Here is a 26,362-nt window from a genome sequence, read left to right as displayed (position 1 = left end):
CGGGCTCCGGTTACAGCAGGTAGGAAAGGCCGACGGTCAGCGCGAAAGCGACCAGCGAAATCAGCGTCTCGAGCACGGTCCAGGTCTTGAACGTCTGCGCGACCGTCATGTTGAAGTATTCCTTGATCAACCAGAAGCCGCCGTCGTTGACGTGGGAAAAGATAACCGAGCCCGCGCCGGTCGCCAGCACCAAAAGCTCAGGATGTGGATAACCCAGACCGATGGCCACCGGCGCGACAACGCCCGATGCGGTGGTCATCGCCACGGTTGCCGAACCGGTGGCAATGCGCATCAGTGCGGCGAACAACCAGCCCATGATCAGTGGCGACAGGTGGAATTCGTGAGCGAGACCGACGATCTGATCGGTAACGCCGGCATCCACCAGAATCCGGTTCAAGCCGCCACCCGCGCCGACCAGCAAGGTGATGCTGGCGGTGGGCGCGAGGCATTCGTTGGTGAACTTGAGGATCGATTCGCGGTTGAAACCCTGAGCAATGCCCAGCGTCCAGAAGCTCAGCAAAGTCGCCAGCAACAGCGCGATCACCGAATTGCCGATGAACAGCAGAAACTGGTTGAACGCACTGCCGGGGGTGGAAATCAGATTGGCCCAGCCGCCGATCAGCATCAGCACCACCGGCAGCAGAATGGTTGCCATGGTGATGCCGAAACCCGGCAATCTGTCGCGCGGCTCGCGCTCGAGAAATTGCTTTTCCAACGGATTGTCCGCCGGCAATTGAATGCGCGGCACGATGAATTTCGCGTACAGCGGGCCGGCGATGATCGCGGTCGGAATGCCGATCGCGATCGCGTACAACAAGGTCTGCCCGACCGACGCCTGATAGGCCTGCACCGCAAGCATCGCCGCCGGGTGCGGCGGCACCAGCGCATGCACCACCGAGAGGCCGGCTACCATCGGCAGACCGACCATCAGAATCGACACGCCAACGCGGCGGGCGACGGTAAAGGCGATTGGCACCAGCAGGACGAAACCGACTTCAAAGAACAGCGGCAGACCGACCAGAAACGCAATGCAGACCATCGCCCAGTGCGCGTTCTTCTCGCCGAATCTGTCGATCAGCGTGCGCGCCATCTGCTCGGCGCCGCCGGACTCGGCCATCATCTTGCCGAGCATCGTCCCCAACGCCACCACCAGCGCAATATGCCCCAACGTCTTGCCGACGCCGGCCTCATACGCACCGACCACAGCCGACGGCGGCATCCCGGCCACCAGCGCCAGGCCCAGGGAAATCAGGGTGATGACAATGAACGGATTGAGCCGGTAACGGGCGATCAACACGATCAGCGCGATGATGGCCACAGCGGCGTAGACCAGCAGCCAATAGCCGAAGGAAGGCGTCATGCGGTACTCCTCGAAAGGGTCACGTTCGAATGGGTTGTGAAACTCATAAATCATTTCGAGATAGAGATTTCAAACCGCATGAAAGTAATTTTCGTGGAGAGACAAGGTGTGTCGCTGATGGGTATGGCGTGTCGTGATTAATGAAAATCGGAGGGCGGGATTTTCATGGCTTCCTGGCCACCACAAAGTCCCTGTGGGAGCTGGCTTGCCAGCGATGACGGCGCCACGTTCAACATGGGTGGCGACTGATCCACCGCTATCGCTGGCAAGCCAGCTCCCACAGGAATTACATTTTTCCAGGCAGAACGCGGTCACCTGTGGGAGCGAGCCTGCTCGCGAATGGCTTCACTCGGTGCGCGCTGGGCTCACACCATTTCGTTACGAATCCATTCCACCACCGACGTGCGCTTCGGCGTCCAGCCCAGCAGTTCCCGGGCGTGTTTGCCGCGTACGCGGCTGTTGGAACCGAGGCCGTAGTTGGCCATTTCGTAGCCCCATTCGGCTTCGGCGTCTTGCAATGGCCAGTCTTGCGGTTCGCCCAGATTGAGGGCTTCGGCCATGGCGGTGGTCATGTCGATGAACGAGGCTTCACCGCTCTCGACGAAGTAGAAAGTGCCGGGCACGTTTTGGGTCAGCGCCAGCCGATACAGGGCGACGACGTCTTCGATGTGCACGTTGGACCAGATGTTCTGCCCTGTTCCGACGTGGCGAACGACGCCGCTTTTGCGCGCCTGTTTCAGCAGTCGCGGCAGTTGCACGCTGTCGCGGTTGACGCCCAGGCTGTGGCCGTAGATCAGGGTGTTGCAGATCACCGCCGAGTTCACGCCATCCTTCGCCGCCGCGAGCACGAGGTTGTCGATGGCTACGCGATCGGCCTTGTCGACAGTCGGCTCCGGCAGGTTGTCCTCGTAGTAAATGTCATCGCTGGATTTGCCGCCGGAAGCGTCGCCGACAATGCTCGAACCGCTGGTGTGCAGAAAGACCTTGTTCGAGCCGCGCAAAGCGTCGAGTAACGCTTCCACCGCACCGCGATGGTCGCTGCTGGCAGCGTTGATGACGGCATCGGTAGCACGGGCCTGTTGCGCCAGCAATTGGCTGTCATCGAGGGTGCCGATTACCGCGTTCATGCCCAACGCTTTCAGCTCATCAGCCTGCTCCGCGCTGCGCACCAGACCAGTAACTGTGTGCCCGGCCTGCAACAGGCCGGTGGCGATGGAACCGCCGATAAAACCAGCCGCGCCGGTAACGAATACGTTCATGGAGAAACTCCCTGCGTGAATAAGTGATGCAGCGAGTATCGGCCGATGAAACCCGGCGAAAAACCCGCCCTCGGCCAATTCACTCTTGCGCAGGGATCACGAATCAGCCCTTGAATTCGGCGCTGGCGTAGGCGGCGAGTTTGCCCTGGATAAAGTCGAGGAAGCACTGGATACGCAACGCCAGTTGCGAGTTGCGGTAGTACACGGCGTTGATCGGCTGGCGGTAGCCACTGTTGAATTCGCCGAGCAGGACTTTCAGGCGCCCGGCACGGATGTCGTCGATGGTCATGAAGTGCGACAGGCAGGCGATGCCCTGCCCCTCCAGCGCCAAATGGCGCACGGTCTCACCACTGGAGGCGCTGATTGCCGGAGTGATCGGCCAACGGTCGCCATGCACATAGCGCAGCGGCCACTGGTTGAGGCCTTCGTTCTGGGTGAAGCCGAGCAACGTGTGTTCGCTCAAATCCGCCACTTGTCGTGGCGCGCCGTGTTTTTTCAAATAGGCGGGGCTGGCGACGATCATTAATGGGCTGCAACCGAGCGAACGCGCATGCAGCGTCGAATCGGCGAGGGTGCCGATGCGGATGGCGACGTCGGTGCTTTGTTCAAGCAGGTCAATGATCAGGTCATTGCTGTTGAGTTCGAGCAGGATGTCCGGGTACAGCTGCCGGAATTCGTCGATGTAGGGAACGATGGCGTGGAGCATGAACGGCGAGGCAGCGTTGATGCGCAGGCGCCCGGATGGGGTCTGCTGGCGCGAGGACAGGCGTTCTTCGAGTTGATCCATCTGGTCGAGAATCAGCTTGGCCTGTTCGAAGAAATACTTGCCCTCCTCGGTCAGGTCCATGCGTCGCGTGGTGCGGTTGATCAGCGTGGTGTCGAGCTTGGCTTCGAGCTTCGACAGCGTGCGACTGACGGCCGACGGCGTCTGGCCGACCTGCTCGGCGGCGGCGGAAATCGAACCGCACTCGATCACGCAGACGAAAATCTGCAACTCATCGGATCTGGCTTTCACGGGTGTCCTCTTTGGAATCGCCAAGATCGCAGCCAATCGCCATGCCCCCTGCGGGACCTACCGAAGGTCGCGATCTTTTGCTGTACCCGGATAGTAGCCCGAAACCCATCAAGCCTTGAGGCCAAACACCTCAGTCAGATGCTGCTCATAGCGCACCACATCATTGTCGATATTCGGACGCTTCATTACGTCGACGCAGAGGAAGGTCGGCAGCGCGGTCATGCCCAGAAACTCGTTGGCCTTGTGGAACGGGAAGTACACCGCGTCCACGCCTTTGGCTTCGAAGAAATCAGCCGGGTCATCGAAGGCTTGCTGCGGCGCGTTCCAGGTCAGCGACAGCATGTATTGCTTGCCCTGAATCAGACCGCCACTGCCGTACTTCTGCGAGGCATCGGAACGGGTGCGGCCGTCGCTGGCGTAGAGGCTGCCGTGACCTTCGGTGAAGACTTCGTCGAGGTACTTTTTCACCGTCCACGGCGCGCCCATCCACCAGCCCGGCATCTGATAAATGATCACGTCGGCCCAGAGGAATTTCGCCACTTCTTCGGCAACGTCATAGCCCTCGTCGATAAACGTGGTCTTGACGTCGACACCGCCGCGATCCAGCACGCTCAGCGCGGTTTCGTGCAGGGTGGTGTTATAGCGGCCATCGGAATGGGCGAATTTTTTACCGCCATTGAGCAACAGCACTTTCTTCATCGGAAAACCTCGGCGCAGCCTTCAAGGCTGGATTGAAACAGGAATTGGAATGGCGGCAGATTAACCATCGATCTCGCGCGGAAACAGCCACATCGACGCAAAATACATTTGATCAAAACGCACGAATCGATCGGCAATTGTTGCCGTAGCATCGCCGCTTTCTGCTTTTGAGGAAGTTGTGATGAGTGAACGCCAGGGTTTCATCCTGCACGCCAAGACCCACCCGGAAAAAGCCGCCGAGTTCGAAGCGCTGTTCCGCGCTTACGTCGAGCCAAGCCGCGCCGAACCGGGCTGCATCGAGTACCACATGCTGCGCGACAAGGAAGATCCGACGCTGTTTATCTTCTACGAGATCTGGGCCAGCCAGGCGCATCTGGATGTGCACTCGGCGTTGCCGCACATGAAAGCGTTTTTCGCCAGGCGCATGGACTATCTGGAGCGCGATTTCGATATCCGCGCGATCGACATGCTCAGCGAATCGTCGGCTAGCCGCTGATCAGCAAATGGGCGCCGAGCGCGCCCAGTCCGATAAAGAACACCCGCTTGAACAGCACCGCACTGATGCGCTGACGCAACCACTGACCGAGCCACATGCCAAGCATGGCCGGGATCAGCGCCAGCAGCGAGGCGCTCAATTCGCCACCGCCGAGTGCGCCGTGCCAGAGCAGCCCAGCGGCCAGCGCCAGGGTCGAGACGGCGAAGGACAGGCCGAGCGCCTGCACCAGCTCATCGCGGCTCAGCCCCAGCGCTTGCAGGTACGGCACCGCCGGAATCACGAAGACGCCGGTGGCTGAGGTGATGACGCCGGTGATCAGGCCACACAGCGGGCCGAGCCACGATTCATGCGCGGATTTGACGTGTAGCGTGGGCAAGAACAATCCGCTCAATGCATACAGCAACAGCGCCGCGCCAAGTCCGCGCACTACCCAATGTCCGCTGGACATGTCGAGCCAGAGGGTGCCGATGCCGGTGCCGAGGAAGATCATCAGCAGCATGGGCCAGAGGCGTTTGATCAATCCTTGCAGATGACCGCCGAAGGCCAGTTGCCAGAGGTTGGTCAGGGTCGCGGGGACGATCAACAAAGCGGCTGCCTGCGCCGGCGCCATAGCCAGACCGAGCAGGCCCATGGCGACAGTGGGCAGGCCGAGGCCGATCACGCCTTTGACCGTGCCGGCGAGGAGGAAGGTGGCGATGACCAGTAGAGAAAGGGTCAGGCCGAGGGTTTGGTAGAAGTCGGTCAGTGTGTGCATTGGGGTAATGTGCACTGATCCGGGCTGGGGGAAAATCTGCCATATACTTAGGCAGCCTCTTCCTTTGCAAGAGGCTGATCTTTGTAGTGAGGCATCTGGCCTCATCGCTGGCAAGCCAGCTCCCACAGAATCTCGGTTGTTCATCCATTTAGAGATCAACAAGAAACCTGTGGGAGCTGGCTTGCCAGCGAAAGGGCCAGCCCACACACCATAAAAATCAGAGGCAAACTCCATGCATTTCGACCTCACCGACCTGCGCCTCTACCTGCACATTCTCGACACCGGCAACATCACCGCCGGCGCCGCCCGCAGCCACTTGTCCCTCGCCGCCGCCAGCGCCCGAATCCGCGCGATGGAAGCCTCGCTGGGCGCCGAATTCCTCGAGCGTGGTCGGCGCGGCGTCACCCCGACCCCGGCCGGTAAAGCCCTCGCCCGCCATGCGCGCATTCTTTTGCAACAGGCCGAACGCATGCAGCAGGATCTGGCCGATTATGCGCATGGCGTCAAAGGCCAGGTGCGGCTGTTATGCAACACCACGGCGATTACCGAGTACCTTCCGGAAGTGCTCGCGGATTTCCTGCGCAGCCATCCCAATCTCGACATCGATCTACAGGAACTGCCCAGTGCGCGAATTACTCATGCCTTGCGTGAAGGCGCAGCGGATCTGGGGATTGTGTCCGACGCGGTCGACACCAACGGCCTGCAGACCCAGGCGTTTCGTGATGATCCGCTGGTGCTGATTCTGCCGCTCGATCACCCGTTGTCTGACGCCGCCGGGGTCAGTTTCAGCGACGCGTTGCAGCACGACTTTGTCGGATTGAGCGCCGACAGCGCACTGGCGATTTATCTGGAAGAACAGGCGCTGCACAGCGGCGCGCGGATGCAGGTGCGCATTCGCGCCGATGGCTTTGATGGCGCGATGCGTATGGTCGCCCGAGGAGCGGGACTGGCCATCGTGCCCTTGGCCGCTGTCGAACGTACGGCGCTCAAACGGTTCCAGTGCGTGACCCTGAATGAGCCGTGGGCGCGCCGCGCGTTATTGCTCTGCGCGAAAGACTTCGCCGCGCTGCCGGGTTATGCCCAAGCGCTGTTACAAGCACTTATTGCTGCGCGCGTTTCTGAGCACTCCGATGTCGACCCCAGACAACTGAGCGGCGACCGGCCGCTATAGGGTGCGACTTCAATTCTCAAGTCCACTTGCCCGGAGTCCCCATGACCGCGACCGCCCCTATCACCGTTCTGCGCGACACCCACCCGCTGCCGGTACTCGACGCCTGCAAATGGGAAAAACTCGAAGGCGACCCGCACACCGTCAACCTCAACGCCTACACCAGCGAAGACGGCAGCAAGATCATGGGCACCTGGATCTGCACACCGGGCAAGTGGCGCGTCGATTATGTGAAGTGGGAGTACTGCCATTTCCAGGAAGGCTACTGCGTGATCACCCCGGACGGCATGGCGCCGATTCATCTGCGTGCTGGCGATATCTTCGTGGTTGAGCCGGGTATGAAAGGCACGTGGGAAGTGGTCGAGACCGTGCGCAAATATTTCGTCTTCGCCTGATGCAAAAAAGCCGGGAAATCACCCGACGTGATTTCCCGGCAACACCTGCTGCAATTTTTAAACACACCCCAGTGTTACCTGTGGACATAGAGAACCCTGTGGCGAGGGGATTTATCCCCGCTCGACTGCGCAGCAGTCGCAAACCCTGAGCACTCGGTTTACCTGACACAATCCAGGGGTCTGCTGCGCAACCCAACGGGGATAAATCCCCTCGCCACAAAGGGCTGATCGCGTTACTGCGGCTTGCGATAGCTGTTGATGATCGCCGAGAAATCCTTCCCGCCGTCACCGCGCTGGCTCATCGCCTGATACAACTGCTGTGCCACCGCGCCGAGCACCACCGGCTGGTGCGCCTGCCGCGCCGCTTCCGTCGCCAGCCCAAGATCCTTGAGCATCAGTTCTGCACCGAACCCGCCGGTATAACCGCGCGAGGCCGGCGCCGTTTCGACGATGCCCGGCCACGGGTTGTACATCTCCGAACTCCAGCAACGGCCGGTCGAGCTGTTGATGATTCCGGCCAGCACACCGGTGTCGATCCCCAGCGCATCGCCCAACGCCATCGCTTCACTGACGCCGACCATCGAGATTGCCAGCAGCAGGTTGTTGCAGATCTTGGCGATCTGGCCGGTGCCGACTTCACCGCAATGCACGATGTTGCGGCCCATCTGCGCCAGCACCGGTTGCAGGGTGGCGAACAGTTCCGGGGTGGCGCCGACCATGAAGGTCAGCGTGCCGGCGGTCGCGCCGCCAGTGCCGCCGGAGACTGGCGCATCGGCCATGGCCACGCCGTGTTTGGCGGCGGCCGCAGCAACGTCGCGGGCGGTCTGCGGATCGATAGTGCTGCAATCCACCGCCGGCACGCCTTGGCGAATGCCGGCGAGCACGCCCTCTTCACCCAGCCAGACACTGCGCACATGCACCGCGGCCGGGAGCATGGTGATCACCAGTTCGGCATCTTCTGCCGCCTCGCGGGCCGAAGCGCGGATGGTGCCGCCCAGTTGCTCGAGTTCCGCCAGCACGGTTTTGTTCAGGTCGACCAGGTTCAACGAGTGGCCGGCCTTGATCAGGTTGCGCGCCATCGGCGCGCCCATGTTGCCCAGCCCGATAAATGCGATTTTCATGATCGAATCCTCAGCGCAGGTTGATGGTGGTGTTCACGCCGTCGTTGACGCTGTCATCATCGAACCAGCGCGCCGTGACCGTTTTGGTCTGCGTGTAGAACTGCACCACTTGCTTGCCGTACGGGCCGAGGTCGCCGAGTTTCGAACCGCGCGAACCGGTGAAGCTGAAGAACGGTACCGGCACCGGAATCGGAATGTTGATGCCGACCTGACCGACGTCGATTTCAGTCTGGAATTTACGCGCCGCCGCACCGCTCTGGGTGAACAGGCCAGTGCCGTTGCCGAAAGGATTGGCGTTGACCAGCGCAATCGCCTGGTCGAGGGTGTCGACTTCCAGCACCACCAGCACCGGGCCGAAGATTTCCTGGGTGTAAATCTGCATGTCGGTGGTCACACCGGAGAACAGGGTCGGGCCGACAAAATTGCCTTGTTCATAACCCGGCACGCTGATGTCACGACCATCGAGTTCAAGCTTGGCGCCTTCCTTGATGCCGCTTTCGATCAGTTCAAGGATCCGCGCCTTGGCCTTTTTCGAAATCACCGGGCCGACATCGGTACCCGGCTCGCTGCCGGCGTTGACCTTGAGCTTCTGCGCCAGCGCTTTCAGGTCTGGCAGCCACTGTTTTGCGGCACCGACCAGCACCACCACCGACGTGGCCATGCAACGTTGCCCGGCCGCACCGAAACCGGCGCCGACCAAGGCATTCAGCGCTTGCTCGCGATTGGCATCGGGCAGCACCACAGCGTGGTTTTTCGCGCCCATCATCGACTGCACGCGTTTGCCGTGTTTGCCGGCCAGGTCATAAACGTGGGTGCCGACAGCGGTCGAACCGACGAACGACACGGCTTTGATGTCCTTGTGCGTGCACAGGCCATCGACCACATCCTTGCCGCCGTGAACCACGTTGAGTACGCCAGCAGGGACGCCCGCTTCGATCGCCAGCTCCACCAGCAACATGGTCGACAGCGGATCCTGTTCCGAAGGCTTCAGGACAAAGGTGTTGCCGCAGGCGATCGCCATCGGGAACATCCACAGCGGAATCATCGCCGGGAAGTTGAACGGCGTGATGCCGGCGCACACACCGATCGGCTGGCGCAGAGTGTAAGTGTCGACGCCGCCAGCGACGTTCTCGGCGAATTCACCCATTTGCAGGGTGCCGATCGAGCACGCGTGCTCGACCACTTCCAGGCCACGGAAAATATCGCCTTCGGCGTCAGCAATGGTCTTGCCCTGTTCGGCGCTGAGGACCACGGCGATGCGCTTGGAGTGCTCGCGGATCAGCGCTTGCAGCTTGAGCATGATGCGCATCCGCGCGCCGATCGGGGTCAATTTCCAGGTCTGGAAGGCACGCTGGGCGGCGCTGACAGCGGCATCGACCTCAGCGGCGGTGGCGAACGGAACCTTCGCCAGCACTTGCTGGGTGGCCGGGTTGACGATGTCGTGCCACTCGGTGGTCTGCGACTCGACCCACTCGCCGTCGATCAGCAGCTTGACCTTTTGCAGCGTGGTGTCGTTGGGCGTAAGCGATGCGTTCATGCTGGTCTCCAGAACTTGTTTTTATCGTAGGAGCCAAGGCGAAAGGTTCGCCTTGAGATGAGGCGTGTGTCGCGAATTGGTTGTCGGACTGTTTTTGGAGTATAGATGTGCAAACTTCTAATAAGAACGCACATATAAGCCCGACCATCATGCAAAAAAACATCACCTCGCTAGGCTCGCTGAACTGGGACGACCTGAAGTTTTTCCTCGAAGTCGCCCGCACCCGCAAGGCCAGCACCGCCGCCAAACGCCTGGCCGTCGACTACACCACGGTGTCGCGACGGATCAGCTCGCTGGAAGCGGCGCTCGGCACATTACTGTTCGAAAAGTCCCGCACCAGCGGTTTCGTCCTGACCACTGAAGGCCAGCGCTTGCTCGGTTATGCCGAGTCGATCGAAAGCACATTGCACATGGCCTGCGAACAGGTTTCCGGCTCGGGCGTGGCCCTGTCCGGGCACGTGCGCATGGGCTGCACCGAAGGCTTCGGCAGTTTTTTCATCACCCCGCAACTGAGCCATTTCGTCGACGCCTACCCGGCGATCTCGGTGGACATCCTGCCGCTGCCGCACTTCATCAGCCTGTCCAAGCGCGAGGCCGACATCGTCATCGCCCTCGAGCGGCCGGAGCACGGGCCGTACGTCTGCTGCAAACTCTGCGACTACCGTTTGCAGCTGTACGCAACCCAGGACTATCTGGACAAACACCCACCGATCCGCCGCCCGGCCGACTTGAGCAAGCATCAATTCATCAGTTATGTGGACGACCTGGCGTTCAGCTCGGAGCTGCTCTACCTGGCCAACGTGCTGCCCGGCGCCAGCGCAAACTTGCGCAGCACCAGCGTGATCGCGCAATACGTTGCCGCGCAGCAGGGCCGCTCGCTGGCGATCCTGCCGTGCTTTCTCGCCGCACAAGACCCGCGATTGCTGCCGGTGCTGCCGGAGGAAATCGACATCACCCGGCAGTTCTGGATGTACTGCAGGGAGGATCTGCGCAAGTTGAAGCGGATTACGTTGTTGTGGGATTACATCCGTGAGGTGACTGAACGCAATCAGGCGTTGTTGATGGGTGAAACGCGGGAGATGCGCTTTGCCGATTAGTCGGCGCTGACCACGATCGACACCCGGCGATTTTCCGTGCGCCCCGCTGCGGTGTCGTTGGAAGCCACCGGTTCGCTGCTGCCCAGGCCTTGCAGCTGGATGTTTTCCTGCTTCATGCCGACCGTGCCGAGGACGTTGGCGACGCTCTTGGCCCGGCGCAGCGACAGTTGCTGATTGTAGGTTTCCTTGCCGGACGCATCGGTGTGGCCATCGACGCGCACCTGCTCGATTCCCACGCCGAGCAACGCCTTGCCGATGCGTTCGACGATTTCCGTGCTGGCTGCGTTCAGGCTTTCGACGTCGCTGCCAAAAAGCACTTTGCCCGACAGGCCGAATTCCCAACCGTCGTCGGTCAACTCGAAACCCTGCTGTTTGAGCACGGCGACCTGCGCCGGTGTCAGGCCTTTCTGCGGGGCGGTCTGGCAACCGCTCAGGGTCAGCGCGGCGATCATCAGCAATGCGGAAAAAAGTCGAACGGGAAGAGTGAACACGGGCATCAGCTCCTGGTGTGAACGGAATCGACCGGGCGCTCCGACCCGGCGGTGAATTGCGCGCCCCGCGACAGGCGCTTGGCCTGGTACATTGCCGCGTCGGCTGCGTTGAGCAAGGCACCCGGCGTGGCGCCATGATCGGGGTAAACGGCGATGCCGATACTCAGCGAGGTCACCACACTGCTGTCGCCGGGCAGGGTGATCGGCATGTCCATGCTGGCGAGAATCTTGTCAGCGATGTGCTCAGCGTCTTCGACCGTGTGCAGTGGCGCGAGCAGCACGGCGAACTCGTCGCCACCCAGCCGCGCGACCAGATCATCCTCGCGCAATTGCGCTCGCACGCGATTGGCGATGGCCACCAGCACTGCGTCGCCCGAGGCGTGGCCGAAGTTATCGTTGATGCCTTTGAAGCGGTCGCTGTCGAGAAACAGCACGGCGACCCGCTCATCGTGTTTTTTGCCGTTGCGCAAGGCGCGGATCAATCGGCCTTCGAAAAACGCGCGGTTGGGCAAACCGGTGAGGCTGTCGTGGGTCGCTTGGTGAGCGAGAGTTTCGTTTTCGTTTTGCAGATGGGTTTGCCACGACTCGAGTTCGCCGAGCAAGGCATTGAAGTCGTTGCCCAGATTGTCCAGTTCGGCGATTTGCGCCGGCGGCACGCGCCGATCCAGCGCTCGCTCACTGCGCGCGGCGTGGGCGACGGAGGCGAGGCTGTGCAATGGGCCAATGATCGCGCGCAACTGCCGCCGCGCCAGATAGAGCGCGACCCAGGCGCTGATCGCGGTGCACAGCACAATCCCGGCGAGGCCGCTAAGCAGGAAGCGCATCAGGCTGCCGCCGTGACCGATGAGCAGGACGCGACCGATTTCGCGGTCCTGATGCTCAATCGGCAGGCTCACCGGTTTTTCCAGAAGAGCGCGGGTGATCTGCATTTCCAGCTCGGAGAACAAGCCGGTTTCAGCGCGCTGCCATTGCGCGATCAATTGGCCTTGCGCGTCGAGCACTCGGGCATCCGCTACTTCCTCGGTGGCGGCGATGATCGCCAGCGCCTCGGTTGCCGCCGCTTTGTCATTGAACACGACGGCCGCTTCGACGGTGTAGCTGATCGAACGGGCGATCAAATGCAGGTTGTGATCGGCATACACCCGCAGCGCGAGCACGCCCAGCAAGGTCAGCGAAACACTGGCCATCGCTACCGCCACCAGCGCGACAATCAAATGCCCACGGCCAATGACCGAACCAAGGGTGGGGCGAGCCTTCCAACTGAACAGCTTCATGGCGCCGCCGCTTTGCGACGGGACAACTGCAGGACGCTGGGGTGTATGCGCACACCACTGCGAGCCACGGAGTCGAGATTGACCTCGAACGACACTTGTTCATCGCCAACGCGCAGGCAGAACAGACTGCCGACGGTGCATTGATCGTCTGCTTCGCTGATGCTCAGCACCGGATGCCCGATCAACGATGCGAACAGGCGACTGCGTTCATCGGCGGTCAGCTTGCCGATGTACACCGCGTCGCATTCGCTGACGATGGCCGGGTTGTCCGCCAGCAGACGCCGCACAGCCACCGGCCGACCCGTGGCTTGGGTGGTGCCTTTGACCAGGTCATCGGTGTATTCGGTGGGGCCGACGATGCACAGACGCAATTGCGCTGGTTCCACCGGCCAGCGTGCATAACTGAGGATGCCAAGAACCACTTGTGTGACCGCTTTGGCCCGTTGCTCGGCCGGCCCGGTTTGCGCTTGGGCGATGGCGCTGCCCGTCAAAAACCAGAGCAAAGCGATCAGCAATGCGTGCTGGCAGGCCACCACACGCTGTGTCGCCCAGACGGCCACCTTCATGGAGGGATTCTCTTGGAGCGTAACGAAATGATGCCGCAACGATAGCACAGCGCTAGAACACCAGCGAGGCGCCTGCCTCTGACCGGTTGGTCAGTATTCGTTGTCGGTCATTCAGCACTTCATCCCTGAGACTCGGCACCCTCCTCCAGCTCCAGCATCAGCCCGCTCAGCCGCTTCACCTTGCGCAGCACCGCCTCTTCAAACACGCCGGCACGCGGCTCGATCAAGGTGAACCAGTGCCGGGCGCGAGTAATCCCGGTGTAGATCAACTCTTTGGTCAGTACCGGATTCAGCGCATCCGGCAGGATCAGCGCCGTGTGGGCGAACTCCGAACCCTGGGACTTGTGCACCGTCATGGCGTACACGGTTTCGACATCATTGAGTCGACTCGGCAACACGAAGCGCACGCCGCCCTGACCATCGTTACGCGGGAAGGCCACGCGCAGAACCGTTTTGCCGATTTCTGCGCCTTCACGCTCGGGCAGTTTCAGGGCGATACCGATGTCACCGTTCATCAGGCCCAGACCATAGTCGTTGCGTGTCATCAGCACCGGCCGACCTTCATACCACTGCTGATCGCTCTCGATCAGACGCGCCTTGAGCAACGCAGCGGTGATGCGCTGGTTCAGACCTTCAACGCCCCATGGCCCTTTGCGCACGGCGCACAGCAACTGGAACGTGTCGAACGCCTGCAAGACTTCCCGCGCCCAATCGGTCCAGGCCGCATGCTCAAGGGGCCGCGTCGACGGTGGACGCTGATCGCGCAGTACGCTCAGGTAATGGCGGTAACCTTGCGGGCCGTTGCCGTGACCTTCGAGCAGCAGACGTTCGAGCTTGAGATCGTGCTCGCCTTTGAGCGGCAGCGAATACACGTCGTCGTAGCCGCCAGCGGCGAGCAACTGTCGCGCCTCGTCGGCCAATTGCTGATTGACCCGGCGCGCAAGCTGACCGATACCGCTGCCCTCGCCGAAGCGGCGCGAGTGACGCAGCATCACCACTTGTTGCGCCAACGGATGGGTGCCGTCGCGATCTTCATGCAAACCGCTGCCCTGCAACGACTCGCCACTGACAGACTCCAGCCATTGTCGCGTTTGCGGGCTGTACCAACCGCCCTCGGCGTCACGGCACAGATCGCCCAGTACCGCACCGGCCTCGACCGAGGCCAACTGATCCTTGTCGCCCAGCAGCACCAGCCGAGCATGGGCCGGCATGGCGTCGAGCAAGTTCGCCATCATTTCCAGGTCGATCATCGACGCTTCATCGACCACCAGCACATCCAGCGGCAGGCGGTTGCCGGCATGGTGACGGAAATGCCGGGTGCCCGGTCGACTGCCGAGCAGACGGTGCACGGTGGTCACATCGCTGGGGATCGCCGCGCGCACCGCTTCGGCGACTTGCAGTGATTGCACTTGCTGACTGATCGACTCGGTCAAACGCGCAGCGGCCTTGCCGGTCGGTGCGGCCAGACGAATGCGCAGCGGATGGCCAGCCTCGACGGCCGGTGCCTGCAGCAACGCGAGCAAGCGCACCACCGTAGTGGTTTTCCCGGTGCCCGGGCCGCCAGTGATGATGCTGAAGGCGCTGCGCGTTGCGATGGCGCAGGCGAGTTTTTGCCAATCGATGACAGCTGCGGATTCCGCGCCGCCGAACAATTCGTTCAGACGCTGCGGCAGATCATCCGGCGTCGGCTCCTGCTGCATCAAGCGTTGGCGCAACGCTGCATCGATGCGGCGTTCGTAGGTCCAGTAGCGGCGCAGGTACAAGCGTTTCGAGGACAGCACCAGCGGACGTGTCTGCGCTGTTTCACTCGGGTCAGCGGCCAGGGCCACCAATGGACTGCTTGCCAGCACTTTGCACCAATGGGCTCCATCGAGCGTTTCGAGCAATTGCGAGGGCAGCAACAACACACCGCCCTGCACGTCGCCTTCGGGCGGCAATGACAGTGCAAAATCCGGCGCCTTGAGGGTTTCAAACAGGTCCAGACACACATGACCATGGCCGAGTTGGTGACTGGTCAACGCCGCCGCGAGCAACACCAGCGGATCGGTCTCGGGCTCGAGTTCATGCAGGAACGCGACAAAGGCGCGGTCCAGCGCGCGCAGCCAGCCGCGCTCGACCCAACGGCTCAGCAACAACAGCAAATCATCGGCGCGGGTCAGCGGCGAGAGTTTCGACAGGCTGTCCGCTTCCAGCGGCGTCGGCAGCAGATCGGCGAATGTGCGGCTCATAGCAGGACTCCCTGTTCCCAGGCGGGTTCGGACTTGGGTTCGGGTTTGCCCTGGAACATCCGGTCGAGGCGTTCGATCAATTCCCGTGGCGGACGCACGAAGTACATGCCACGACTTTCCGCACGCGTACCGCGCAGAAACAGATACAGCGCCCCGCCGATGTGACGGTCGTAATCGTAATCCGCCAGCCGCGCCTTCAACTGGCGATGCAGTGCCAGCAGATACAGCACGTATTGCAGGTCGTAACGGTTGTCGAGGATCGACTGCTCCATCGCCTGCACCGTGTAGGCCTGATCATCCACGCCGAGCCAATTGGATTTGTAATCGGCGACGTAGTAACGGCCAGCGTGCTCGAAGGTCAGGTCGATAAAGCCCTTGAACATGCCGTTGAGCTGAACCGGTTCTGCCGCAACACGAGCGACGCCATTGTGGGTGTGCTGGCGCACCTGTTCGTCGAGTTTGAGCACGTCGACTTTGTGGCTGGCGAACCAGAACTCCATCTCGACGCGGTATTGCGTCAGTTGCTCAAGAACCACCGGCGGTTGCCCGCCAGCAATCGGCAACGGTGAGTTGAGCAAATGCTGCAGCCAGTCAGTCAGCGTGGTGATCCAGCCTTGCCAGCCGCGCAGGTTGCAACGCCGGGCAATTGCATCTTCCAGCGCTTCGCGGGTAACCGAAAAACCTTCAGCACCCGCCCATTCGAGCAAGCCATGTAAAAACGTGCCCGGGTTAGGGCCACGCGGGAAGCGGTGGATATCTGCTCCACCACTGCTGATTTCATGTGGCGCGTCGGGATCGAGGCGCTCGTCATCGAAGAGCTTTTGCGCCTGCGGACTGTCCGGTGCTTCATCGCTGCCGACGCTCAATATGTCGCTGATGCGCAAAGCGCTATAGGAAGCGATCCACCAGTTTTCACTGGCTTTGCGCTTGGGCCGTAGCGTGGCTCGCAGGACTGCTTCATTGCGCGGCGGCTGGTAATGCTCCTCAGTGGGATGAGGCATTTCGCCGATGCCGATGGCCGGGCAGTCTTGCTGCAGATCCCGCAGCCAGCGATTCAATTCGCTGGACTCGCCCAAAGCGGCACCGCCCCCCAGCAAGTAACCCAGCGCTGACAGGTGCAGCACCGAGCTGTTGTTATTGCCGCGTTTCAGGTCAGTGACGCCCAGCCAGCAGGCATGCTGCGCGCGGGTTAACGCGACATACAGAAGACGCAGATCTTCGGCCAGACGCTCATCGTCAGCCAGGGCGATCAACTCGGGGGTAGGCTTGAGGCTGATCTGCGCCTTGCCCGCAGCGTCGTGGTAATGCAGCGGCAAACGGCTGCCATCCACCGGTTTCGCCGAGCAAATGAATGGCAGGAACACCAGCGGATATTCCAGACCCTTGGATTTGTGGATGGTCACCACTTTGACCAGTTGCTCGTCGCTTTCCAGACGCAGAATCTGCTCTTCACCGGCCTGACCGGACAGTGCCAGCAGCTCGGCCAGATGGCGGATCAGCGCTTGCTCGCCGTCCAGTTCAGCAGCGGCTTGCTGCATCAGCTCCGACAGGTGCAAAAGGTTGGTCAGCACGCGCTCGCCGTCACTGCGCCGCATCAGGGTTTGCGGCAGATGGAAGTCGTGAAGCAGGCGTCGCAACATCGGCAACACGCCCTGTTTGCGCCAGAGCTCTCGATAGCCGCGGAACTGCATGACCCGGGCTTCCCAGACCATTTCGTCCTGGTTCAGACGCTCCAGTTCGATCAGCGGCAGGTTCAATGTGGTGCAAGCCAGCGCAGCCTTGAGCGAGCGTTCGACATCGGGTTCGGCGCAAGCCTTCAGCCACGCCAGCAGATCGTGCGCCTCTTGGGCGGCAAACACCGAATCCTTGTCTGAGAGATAAACACTGCGCACACCTCTGGCGGCGAGTTCGGCGCGTACGGCCTGGGCTTCCTTACCGTCGCGGACGAGGATCGCGATGTCCGAAGGGCGTAAACCTTTGAAGTCGTCTGCTTGAAAGAAACCAGCGCTGCCGGTTTGCCCGCCATTGAGCAGTGCGGTGATTTGACTGGCGCAGGCGGCGGCCATTTGCTGGCGATAAACCGCGCCGGACAGCGGCTGATCGCTGGGCAGTAGCCAGACATTCAGTGCCGTGACGTCTTGCCCGGCAATCCGCAGCGTTTCCTTGCGTCCCTGAGACTCGACCGGGAGGAACGGTACCGGGTTCTCGCCGGTTTTCTCGCGAAACAAAAACGCGCCGCGCCCCTGCTCTCGGGACTCGGCGCGTTCGAATACGTGATTGACCGCTGTCACCATGCCGTGGCTGGAGCGGAAGTTGGTGCCTAGTGTATGCAAACGGCCGGTAGTGGCCTGACGTGCGCGCAGATAGGTGTAGATGTCGGCACCACGGAAGGCATAGATCGCCTGCTTGGGGTCGCCGATCAGGAACAGGCCGGTGTCAGGGTGATTGTCTTCGATGCGGTAAATGCTCTCGAAGATGCGGTACTGAACCGGGTCGGTGTCCTGGAATTCGTCGATCAGCGCGACCGGGAACTGCTCGCGGATCAGCGTTGCCAGACGCTCGCCGCCCTCCGATTGCAGCGCGGCATCCAGACGCAGCAACATGTCGTCGAACCCCATTTCTGCGCGACGGCGCTTCTCTTCTTCAAAACGCGCGCCGACCCACTTGGCAGCGTGTTGCAGAACAGCAGCATCGGGCGTCGGCAAGGCATCAAGGCTCGACTTGAGTCCGGACATGGTGTCCAGTCCCGGATGACTGGGCGCCGGGCCTTTCCAGGCCTCGGCCATGCCATCGGGCGTCAATCGGGTGAAGCCGGTGCCAATGTCCAGTTGCTCAAGCGACTCGTCTTCGGCCCAGGTCTTGAGCTTCTCGAACCAGGGCTCGAAATAACGCGCCTGCATCTTGCGGCCATCGACGGTTTTGCTGGCGACGCCTTCATGGCAGAGAGCAAGCAGCTCGTCTGCCCAGTCACGCCAAGGCATTTTCAGTTCGACCAACGCCGCTCGCCGCTCCAGCAAACACTCCTCGATCAGCTCCGCGGGCGCCTTGCCTTCATCGGTGTCACGCTCGCTGGCAAACAAGCCGCGCACCCGAGGCAACAACGCGGCGGGGCCACCCCAATTGCTGCGCACCCAGTTCAGCGCATCGCCCTGCATCGGGTAGCAGAACAGTCGCCAGTAATCGCGCAACACTTCGCCAAGCAGATCGCTGTGATCGGTTTCCAGGGATTGCGTGAACAGGCTGCCGCTGTCGAACGCATGCTCGCGCAGCATGCGCTGACACCAGCTGTGAATGGTCGAGACGGCGGCTTCGTCCATCCACTGCGCGGCGATATCGAGGCGGTTGGCACAGCCCGGCCATTGCAGCGGATCGAACTGATCGCGCAGCTCGGCAATCAGTCCGTCCGGGGCAACAATTTCGTCGCGGAAGAACCGCGCGGCCTCAGCCAAGCGTGTCCGAATGCGTTCACGCAGCTCTTTGGTAGCAGCGTCGGTAAACGTCACTACGAGGATTTGCGGCGGCAGCAGTTCGCGTGAAAAACCGCTTGTCTCGCCGCCATGGCCGAGAATCAACCGCAGATAAAGTGCCGAAATCGTGAAGGTTTTGCCGGTGCCTGCGCTTGCTTCGATCAACTGACTGCCGCGCAGCGGGAAGGCCAGAGCCAACGGTGTTTTGGTACTCATGCGCGCGCACCTTCGCTGGACAAGGAACGCCACGGCGCTTCGAATAATGGGCGGTACAACGCGTCGCACCAGCCGGTGAAGGTTTCGTCTGCCAACAATGCATCGAAGTCGGGATATTGCCGGAGCAGTGCCGGGCTTTCGCGCCGCTCGCCGTTGCTGGTCTGGCCGTCACCGTCACCGTCATAGGCTTTTCGCGCAGCTGCTTCGGCTTTGACCGGGTCAGTTTGAGACAACCAGGCGAACGCGGTTTTTATCGCAATCGGCAAGGGCTGGCGCATGCCTAATTGCCAGGCAAGAAGCAGGTCACCGAGCAAACGCAACGCTCGGTCTCGCTCCATTGGCTCCAGCAACAACGTATCGTCACTGGCGACCAATGCCGTGGTCAGCGCATGCTCGCTGGCGCAGGCGACCAGATGGGTAACCCACGATTTGGTCAGCCGATGCCACTTGCGAGTTTTGATCGAGCCGATGCTATTGGGAATGGTCGTGACCGACAGCAGGCCGCCATCGGCGCGTTGATGCAGGTTTGCGAGCCAGCCCTCCAGCCGCAAACCCTGCAGGTCGAGACTGACCGGGATCGCACTGGTCAACGGCGTCGGCCATAACGTCAGCAACTGTTGATAACGCTGCAGAAGATCCGGCAGCGGTTCGATCAGTTCACGCTGTAGGCATTCGCCAAAACCGGCCATAGGCAGCAGACCACTGTTTTGCAGGCGCAGCGCCCGGGCTTGCAGCGCCTGATCGATATTGTCCGGCTGGCTGAGTGCGGCTTCCAGCAAACTGTCGCTCAGCGTGTAGCGCTGCAGCGCGTCCAGCACGAAAGGTTCTTCATCGGCCAACGGCGCTTGCGCCGCCTCGAAATAGACCTTGAGACGCTGGGTGAAGAAATGCCGAACCGGGTTTCGCAGAAAATCCTGCAGCAATGCCAGCGTCAACGGTTCCTCTTGAACATATGGCGCGAGTAACGGCGCTTCGCTTTGCTGCGCTTTCTCTTGATGTAACACCTGCCACTCGCTGGCGTAGCTGAACAGTTGCTCGCCTTCGTGGAAATAGCGGGCACTGAAAGGTTGCAAGGGGTGTTCTTCGGTCAGCGCGTCCAACAGATCCTGGATTGGGTCGATTGAACGCCAGCCGCTGGCGAGGTGATCGCGCAACTGGCCGATGAGCACCGAGGCGGGTCGTTCGCTGTTGTCGCGAATGCTGCGACCGACCCAACTGATATAGAGCTGAGTGCGTGCGGATAACAGCGCTTCGAGTAACAGGTAACGGTCGTCTTCACGTCGTGAGCGGTCGCCTGGGCGGTAATCACTGCCCATCAGATCGAAGTCCAGCGGCGGCTGCGCGCGCGGATAATCGCCGTCGTTCATGCCCAGCAGACAAACCAGTTTGAAAGGAATGGCACGCATCGGCATCAAGGTGCAGAAATTCACCGCACCGGCGAGGAATCGTTGCGACAATCGGCCCTGATCGAGCCCGGCGAGCCAGGCTTCGCGCACAACAGTCAGCGGCAATTCGTCAGTCAGGCCGACCGCCTCGCAGGTTTCCAGCCAGGTCTCGCGAAGCTCTTCGAGCTGGGTCAGCAGGTAGTCGTCGTGCTCGTTGCTCGCCTGAAAGAACACCTGCATCAGCGCCTGCAAGCGCAGCCCCCACTCTTTCGGTTGAGCCGGTTGCGTGAGTTGCTGATGAGCGATTTCCAAGGCATCCAGCAGCGCAACCAATGGCCCGATCAGGGCAGCATCAAGTCCACCAATTTCGTCGTAAGGCTCGATACCTGCACATGCATCGGCACTGCCGACGGCGTAGCCCAGCAGCATTCGGCGTAGACCGAAATGCCAGCTGTTCTGCTCCAGTTCCTCAGGCAATCCGAGACCGGCCCGTTGTTCGGCACTCATGCCCCAACGCACGCCGGCGCCCTCGATCCAGCGGTGCAGAGTTGGCAGGTCACGTTCCTCTACGCCAAAGCGAGTACGCAGAGCTGGAACATCGAGCAGGTCGAGGATCTCGCTGACCGGGAAACGGCTGTCCGGCAGCTTGAGCAGGTGCTCGACGGCGATCAGTAATGGATCACGTCCTCGCTGGCCCTGGTCCGCCAAAGTGAACGGAATGAAGCGCGGGTCAAATCGATCGAGCTGACCGAAAACCGCGCGGATATGCGGGGCATAGCTGTCGATATCCGGGACCATCACGATCACGTCCCGTGGGCGTAGAGCCGGGTCGGCGCTGAAACGCGCCAGGAGTTGATCGTGCAGGATTTCGACTTCACGCTGGGCACTGTGGGCGATGTGGAAACGTATTGAATGGTCTTGGGTTGCATCAACCGCAGGCCAGAGTTCGCGTGTCTCGTTGAGGGGACGTAACTCCAGAATGTCATCCTGAAGCTGGTTAAGCATGTTGTGCGGCTGGGCTTCGCTGAACAGGTCGATGCGGCCGTCACGAAAGGCTGCGCGGTAGCTGTTGGGATCGTCGTAGCTGTCGAGCAGGTTGATATAGTCGCGACCTTGTTTGCCCCAAGCGGCCAGCAAAGGATGTGCATGCTGATGCAGGGTCTCGGCATCAAGGACCACTGGCATCCCGCTTTTGCGTTGTTGCCGCTTGTATTGATGTCGCAGCAGGTCCTTGTCGGCGACGATATCGGCCCAGTGATGGCGACAGGGGTTGTGTACGCAAAGCAGAACCTGACTGAAGCGCGCCAGACCGGCGAGCGCTTCAAGAACTTGTGCGGGCAATGAAGAAATGCCAAAGACGATCACGCGCGGCGGCAGCGCAGCCGGGGCCTTGTCGAGTATGTTGATGCGCTCCATGAAACGTTGATGCACGCCGGCACGACTCTGCGCCATGCCTTGTTCGCCGACGTCATCCAGCAGCGCTCGCCACAACTCTGCCTGCCAGCAACTGGTCGCTGGCAGAGACTTGATTTCACCTCGCACATTGCGCAGTTGATGACGCCCCTCAGCCCAATCTTCCAGCCAGTCAGCCCGGTAGACCTGATATTGGTCGAACAGATCGGCTAGACGCTCTGACAACTGATAGCGCTTGCGCAGATCGCTGTCGTGAGTGAGGAAGCGTTGCAGCGGCTCGAAATGGGGGCGATCGATTACCTGTGGCAAGAGGCGCATCAGACGCCAGGTCAGCGGAGCTTTATCGAGCAGGGATTTCGCCGGAATTTCTTCTCGTCCCAATACCATGCGATACAGCTGCCACATGAAACTGCCGGGTAGTTGAACGTCAATCGCCGCAGCGATCCCGCAACCGCCAAGGTCATCGTCTTCAGGATCTTCGGCCAATGCGAGTTTGAGCCATTGGGCGATGCCGTTGCTTTGCACCAAAGCGATTTCGTTTTCCAAGGGTGCCAGTGGGTAGCGCCGCATGATGCTGACCACAAGACTGCGCAGCTCATCGAGACTGTTGCTCTGAACCACCATGAATGCAGCGTTGAGGGACTGGGCGTCCGACATATGGATTCCTTGGAAAATCGCTAAAGCCGAGGCAGAACCTTAGCATTGTCGGCCGGCTGTGACAGCCGGACGAGGTCTGCGAAGCCTGTAAGAACTTTCTCGCAGGCAAAACAAAACCCCAACTGCTTTCGCAATTGGGGTTTCGGAATTTAATCTTGACGATGACCTACTCTCACATGGGGAAACCCCACACTACCATCGGCGATGCATCGTTTCACTGCTGAGTTCGGGATGGGATCAGGTGGTTCCAACGCTCTATGGTCGTCAAGAAATTCGGGTACTGACTCGTGACCAGATGGCCTCGCTTCAGCAAATTGGGTATGTGACAGCTAGGTGTTTGTGAATTTCGAACTTTCGGTTCGTTTCGTCTTCACACACCGCAATCTGGCGCCTTTTCAGGTCAGCAAATTGCTTGGGTGTTATATGGTCAAGCCTCACGGGCAATTAGTATTGGTTAGCTCAACGCCTCACAGCGCTTACACACCCAACCTATCAACGTCGTAGTCTTCGACGGCCCTTCAGGGAACTCAAGGTTCCAGTGAGATCTCATCTTGAGGCAAGTTTCCCGCTTAGATGCTTTCAGCGGTTATCTTTTCCGAACATAGCTACCCGGCAATGCCACTGGCGTGACAACCGGAACACCAGAGGTTCGTCCACTCCGGTCCTCTCGTACTAGGAGCAGCCCCTCTCAAATCTCAAACGTCCACGGCAGATAGGGACCGAACTGTCTCACGACGTTCTAAACCCAGCTCGCGTACCACTTTAAATGGCGAACAGCCATACCCTTGGGACCGGCTTCAGCCCCAGGATGTGATGAGCCGACATCGAGGTGCCAAACACCGCCGTCGATATGAACTCTTGGGCGGTATCAGCCTGTTATCCCCGGAGTACCTTTTATCCGTTGAGCGATGGCCCTTCCATACAGAACCACCGGATCACTAAGACCTACTTTCGTACCTGCTCGACGTGTCTGTCTCGCAGTCAAGCGCGCTTTTGCCTTTATACTCTACGACCGATTTCCGACCGGTCTGAGCGCACCTTCGTACTCCTCCGTTACTCTTTAGGAGGAGACCGCCCCAGTCAAACTACCCACCATACACTGTCCTCGATCCGGATAACGGACCTGAGTTAGAACCTCAAAGTTGCCAGGGTGGTATTTCAAGGATGGCTCCACGCGAACTGGCGTCCACGCTTCAAAGCCTCCCACCTATCCTACACAAGCAAATTCAAAGTCCAGTGCAAAGCTATAGTAAAGGTTCACGGGGTCTTTCCGTCTAGCCGCGGATACACTGCATCTTCACAGCGATTTCAATTTCACTGAGTCTCGGGTGGAGACAGCGCCGCCATCGTTACGCCATTCGTGCAGGTCGGAACTTACCCGACAAGGAATTTCGCTACCTTAGGACCGTTATAGTTACGGCCGCCGTTTACCGGGGCTTCGATCAAGAGCTTCGCGTTAGCTAACCCCATCAATTAACCTTCCGGCACCGGGCAGGCGTCACACCCTATACGTCCACTTTCGTGTTTGCAGAGTGCTGTGTTTTTAATAAACAGTCGCAGCGGCCTGGTATCTTCGACCGGCATGAGCTTACGGAGCAAGTCCTTCACCCTCACCGGCGCACCTTCTCCCGAAGTTACGGTGCCATTTTGCCTAGTTCCTTCACCCGAGTTCTCTCAAGCGCCTTGGTATTCTCTACCCAACCACCTGTGTCGGTTTGGGGTACGGTTCCTGGTTACCTGAAGCTTAGAAGCTTTTCTTGGAAGCATGGCATCAACCACTTCGTGTTCTAAAAGAACACTCGTCATCAGCTCTCGGCCTTAAGATCCCGGATTTACCTAAGATCTCAGCCTACCACCTTAAACTTGGACAACCAACGCCAAGCTGGCCTAGCCTTCTCCGTCCCTCCATCGCAATAACCAGAAGTACAGGAATATTAACCTGTTTTCCATCGACTACGCTTTTCAGCCTCGCCTTAGGGACCGACTAACCCTGCGTCGATTAACGTTGCGCAGGAAACCTTGGTCTTTCGGCGTGGGTGTTTTTCACACCCATTGTCGTTACTCATGTCAGCATTCGCACTTCTGATACCTCCAGCAAGCTTCTCAACTCACCTTCACAGGCTTACAGAACGCTCCTCTACCGCATCACCCGAAGGTGATACCCGTAGCTTCGGTGTATGGTTTGAGCCCCGTTACATCTTCCGCGCAGGCCGACTCGACTAGTGAGCTATTACGCTTTCTTTAAAGGGTGGCTGCTTCTAAGCCAACCTCCTAGCTGTCTAAGCCTTCCCACATCGTTTCCCACTTAACCATAACTTTGGGACCTTAGCTGACGGTCTGGGTTGTTTCCCTTTTCACGACGGACGTTAGCACCCGCCGTGTGTCTCCCATGCTCGGCACTTGTAGGTATTCGGAGTTTGCATCGGTTTGGTAAGTCGGGATGACCCCCTAGCCGAAACAGTGCTCTACCCCCTACAGTGATACATGAGGCGCTACCTAAATAGCTTTCGAGGAGAACCAGCTATCTCCGAGCTTGATTAGCCTTTCACTCCGATCCACAGGTCATCCGCTAACTTTTCAACGGTAGTCGGTTCGGTCCTCCAGTCAGTGTTACCTAACCTTCAACCTGCCCATGGATAGATCGCCCGGTTTCGGGTCTATTCCCAGCGACTAGACGCCCTATTAAGACTCGCTTTCGCTACGCCTCCCCTATTCGGTTAAGCTCGCCACTGAAAATAAGTCGCTGACCCATTATACAAAAGGTACGCAGTCACAGAACAAAGTCTGCTCCCACTGCTTGTACGCATACGGTTTCAGGATCTATTTCACTCCCCTCTCCGGGGTTCTTTTCGCCTTTCCCTCACGGTACTAGTTCACTATCGGTCAGTCAGTAGTATTTAGCCTTGGAGGATGGTCCCCCCATATTCAGACAAAGTTTCTCGTGCTCCGTCCTACTCGATTTCATGACTAAGAGATTTTCGCGTACAGGGCTATCACCCACTATGGCCGCACTTTCCAGAGCGTTCCGCTAATCTCAAAGCCACTTAAGGGCTAGTCCCCGTTCGCTCGCCACTACTAAGGGAATCTCGGTTGATTTCTTTTCCTCAGGGTACTTAGATGTTTCAGTTCCCCTGGTTCGCCTCTTGCACCTATGTATTCAGTACAAGATAACCATCTTATGATGGCTGGGTTCCCCCATTCAGACATCTCCGGATCAAAGTCTGTTTGCCGACTCCCCGAAGCTTTTCGCAGGCTACCACGTCTTTCATCGCCTCTGACTGCCAAGGCATCCACCGTATGCGCTTCTTCACTTGACCATATAACCCCAAGCAATCTGGTTATACTGTGAAGACGACATTCGCCGAAAATTCGAATTTCTCAATTAAGAGAACTCACAAATTTTACCTTAGCCTGATCCGTTACCAGTGAAAGTAACGTTCAGTCTATCTTTCTATCACATACCCAAATTTTTAAAGAACGATCTAGTCAAAGACTAGAAATCAACATTCATCACCAAACCGGTGGAATGCTCATTTCTAAGCTTTCAAACTTCAGAAGCAGTAGTGGTGGAGCCAAGCGGGATCGAACCGCTGACCTCCTGCGTGCAAGGCAGGCGCTCTCCCAGCTGAGCTATGGCCCCGTATTTCTACAGGCGTTTCCCACACAAAATTGGTGGGTCTGGGCAGATTCGAACTGCCGACCTCACCCTTATCAGGGGTGCGCTCTAACCAACTGAGCTACAGACCCAATTTCGGGCTGCTTCT

17 protein-coding genes, 2 tRNA genes and 2 rRNA genes are annotated in these 26,362 nt (G+C 59.7%); 4 read left to right on the top strand and 17 right to left on the bottom strand.

Features of this window, described 5'->3' with window-relative positions; translation table 11 throughout:
- Positions 1 to 10: 10 nt before the first annotated feature.
- The 4 genes from NF676_RS04230 to mdaB form a co-directional block, all read right to left on the bottom strand.
- Entirely contained in the window at positions 11 to 1,360 is a 1,350-nt protein-coding gene (locus NF676_RS04230) for a GntP family permease (protein ID WP_150635986.1), read from the bottom strand.
- 365 nt (positions 1,361 to 1,725) lie between these two features.
- Entirely contained in the window at positions 1,726 to 2,619 is an 894-nt protein-coding gene (locus NF676_RS04225; protein WP_252887290.1) for an NAD-dependent epimerase/dehydratase family protein, read from the bottom strand.
- 103 nt (positions 2,620 to 2,722) lie between these two features.
- Complete coding sequence (locus NF676_RS04220; protein WP_252887289.1) at positions 2,723 to 3,634, bottom strand: LysR family transcriptional regulator; 912 nt, start codon at positions 3,632 to 3,634, stop codon at positions 2,723 to 2,725.
- A 108-nt stretch (positions 3,635 to 3,742) separates the two neighbouring features.
- The gene (gene mdaB / locus NF676_RS04215) at positions 3,743 to 4,333 is read right to left on the bottom strand and encodes an NADPH:quinone oxidoreductase MdaB (protein WP_252887288.1); all 591 of its coding nucleotides are present in this window, start codon (positions 4,331 to 4,333) and stop codon (positions 3,743 to 3,745) included.
- Positions 4,334 to 4,514: 181 nt separating this feature from the next.
- Between mdaB and NF676_RS04210 the strand changes: the two genes are divergently transcribed.
- A complete protein-coding gene (locus NF676_RS04210; RefSeq protein ID WP_095180327.1) occupies positions 4,515 to 4,829 on the top strand; it encodes a putative quinol monooxygenase in 315 nt (104 codons plus the stop codon).
- Here NF676_RS04210 and NF676_RS04205 read toward each other — a convergent pair.
- On the bottom strand, positions 4,819 to 5,583 hold the full coding sequence (locus tag NF676_RS04205) for a sulfite exporter TauE/SafE family protein (RefSeq protein ID WP_252887287.1): 765 nt from the start codon (positions 5,581 to 5,583) through the stop codon (positions 4,819 to 4,821). The genes NF676_RS04210 and NF676_RS04205 overlap by 11 nt on opposite strands.
- A gap of 232 nt (positions 5,584 to 5,815) precedes the next feature.
- Between NF676_RS04205 and NF676_RS04200 the strand changes: the two genes are divergently transcribed.
- Together NF676_RS04200 and NF676_RS04195 are read left to right on the top strand one after the other, a co-directional pair.
- Entirely contained in the window at positions 5,816 to 6,754 is a 939-nt protein-coding gene (locus NF676_RS04200) for a LysR substrate-binding domain-containing protein (RefSeq protein ID WP_252887286.1), read from the top strand.
- A 41-nt stretch (positions 6,755 to 6,795) separates the two neighbouring features.
- Positions 6,796 to 7,146, top strand: coding sequence for a cupin domain-containing protein (locus NF676_RS04195; protein ID WP_016770579.1), 351 nt, complete (start codon positions 6,796 to 6,798; stop codon positions 7,144 to 7,146).
- A 233-nt stretch (positions 7,147 to 7,379) separates the two neighbouring features.
- Here the strand turns inward: NF676_RS04195 and mmsB are convergent, their stop codons facing one another.
- Positions 7,380 to 8,267, bottom strand: coding sequence for a 3-hydroxyisobutyrate dehydrogenase (mmsB, locus tag NF676_RS04190; protein ID WP_016770578.1), 888 nt, complete (start codon positions 8,265 to 8,267; stop codon positions 7,380 to 7,382).
- A gap of 10 nt (positions 8,268 to 8,277) precedes the next feature.
- Positions 8,278 to 9,804 carry a CoA-acylating methylmalonate-semialdehyde dehydrogenase gene (locus NF676_RS04185; protein ID WP_024011486.1) on the bottom strand — a complete coding sequence of 509 codons (1,527 nt, stop codon included), beginning with the start codon at positions 9,802 to 9,804 and terminating at the stop codon, positions 8,278 to 8,280.
- Positions 9,805 to 9,953: 149 nt separating this feature from the next.
- Between NF676_RS04185 and NF676_RS04180 the strand changes: the two genes are divergently transcribed.
- On the top strand, positions 9,954 to 10,901 hold the full coding sequence (locus NF676_RS04180) for a LysR family transcriptional regulator (RefSeq protein WP_016771799.1): 948 nt from the start codon (positions 9,954 to 9,956) through the stop codon (positions 10,899 to 10,901).
- Here NF676_RS04180 and yfiB read toward each other — a convergent pair.
- The 10 genes from yfiB to NF676_RS04130 form a co-directional block, all read right to left on the bottom strand.
- Positions 10,898 to 11,398: an outer membrane lipoprotein YfiB gene (gene yfiB / locus NF676_RS04175; protein WP_252887285.1), complete on the bottom strand. Its 501-nt coding sequence runs from the start codon at positions 11,396 to 11,398 to the stop codon at positions 10,898 to 10,900. The genes NF676_RS04180 and yfiB overlap by 4 nt on opposite strands.
- Positions 11,398 to 12,666, bottom strand: coding sequence for a diguanylate cyclase DgcN/YfiN (gene dgcN / locus NF676_RS04170; protein WP_252887284.1), 1,269 nt, complete (start codon positions 12,664 to 12,666; stop codon positions 11,398 to 11,400). The genes yfiB and dgcN overlap by 1 nt, the downstream gene beginning before the upstream one ends.
- Positions 12,663 to 13,232 carry a regulatory sequestration protein YfiR gene (yfiR, locus tag NF676_RS04165; RefSeq protein WP_252887283.1) on the bottom strand — a complete coding sequence of 190 codons (570 nt, stop codon included), beginning with the start codon at positions 13,230 to 13,232 and terminating at the stop codon, positions 12,663 to 12,665. Before yfiR ends, dgcN begins: the two co-directional genes overlap by 4 nt.
- Before the next feature lie 119 nt (positions 13,233 to 13,351).
- Positions 13,352 to 15,460 carry an exodeoxyribonuclease V subunit alpha gene (gene recD / locus NF676_RS04160; RefSeq protein WP_252887282.1) on the bottom strand — a complete coding sequence of 703 codons (2,109 nt, stop codon included), beginning with the start codon at positions 15,458 to 15,460 and terminating at the stop codon, positions 13,352 to 13,354.
- Positions 15,457 to 19,143, bottom strand: coding sequence for an exodeoxyribonuclease V subunit beta (gene recB / locus NF676_RS04155; RefSeq protein ID WP_252887281.1), 3,687 nt, complete (start codon positions 19,141 to 19,143; stop codon positions 15,457 to 15,459). Before recB ends, recD begins: the two co-directional genes overlap by 4 nt.
- Positions 19,140 to 22,598 (bottom strand): exodeoxyribonuclease V subunit gamma, encoded by a 3,459-nt coding sequence (recC, locus tag NF676_RS04150; RefSeq protein ID WP_252887280.1) that lies wholly within the window; start codon positions 22,596 to 22,598, stop codon positions 19,140 to 19,142. Before recC ends, recB begins: the two co-directional genes overlap by 4 nt.
- A 153-nt stretch (positions 22,599 to 22,751) precedes the next feature.
- A 5S ribosomal RNA gene (rrf, locus tag NF676_RS04145) occupies positions 22,752 to 22,867 on the bottom strand.
- A 154-nt stretch (positions 22,868 to 23,021) separates the two neighbouring features.
- Positions 23,022 to 25,915: ribosomal RNA gene (locus NF676_RS04140) — 23S ribosomal RNA — on the bottom strand.
- Positions 25,916 to 26,162: 247 nt separating this feature from the next.
- A tRNA-Ala gene (locus NF676_RS04135) sits at positions 26,163 to 26,238 on the bottom strand.
- A gap of 30 nt (positions 26,239 to 26,268) precedes the next feature.
- Positions 26,269 to 26,345: transfer RNA gene (locus NF676_RS04130), tRNA-Ile, on the bottom strand.
- Between the last annotated feature and the right edge of the window lie 17 nt (positions 26,346 to 26,362).

It is taken from the genome of Pseudomonas siliginis, assembly GCF_024072275.1.
GTDB lineage: Bacteria > Pseudomonadota > Gammaproteobacteria > Pseudomonadales > Pseudomonadaceae > Aquipseudomonas > Aquipseudomonas siliginis.
This window is presented reverse-complemented; position numbering and strand designations above follow the sequence as displayed.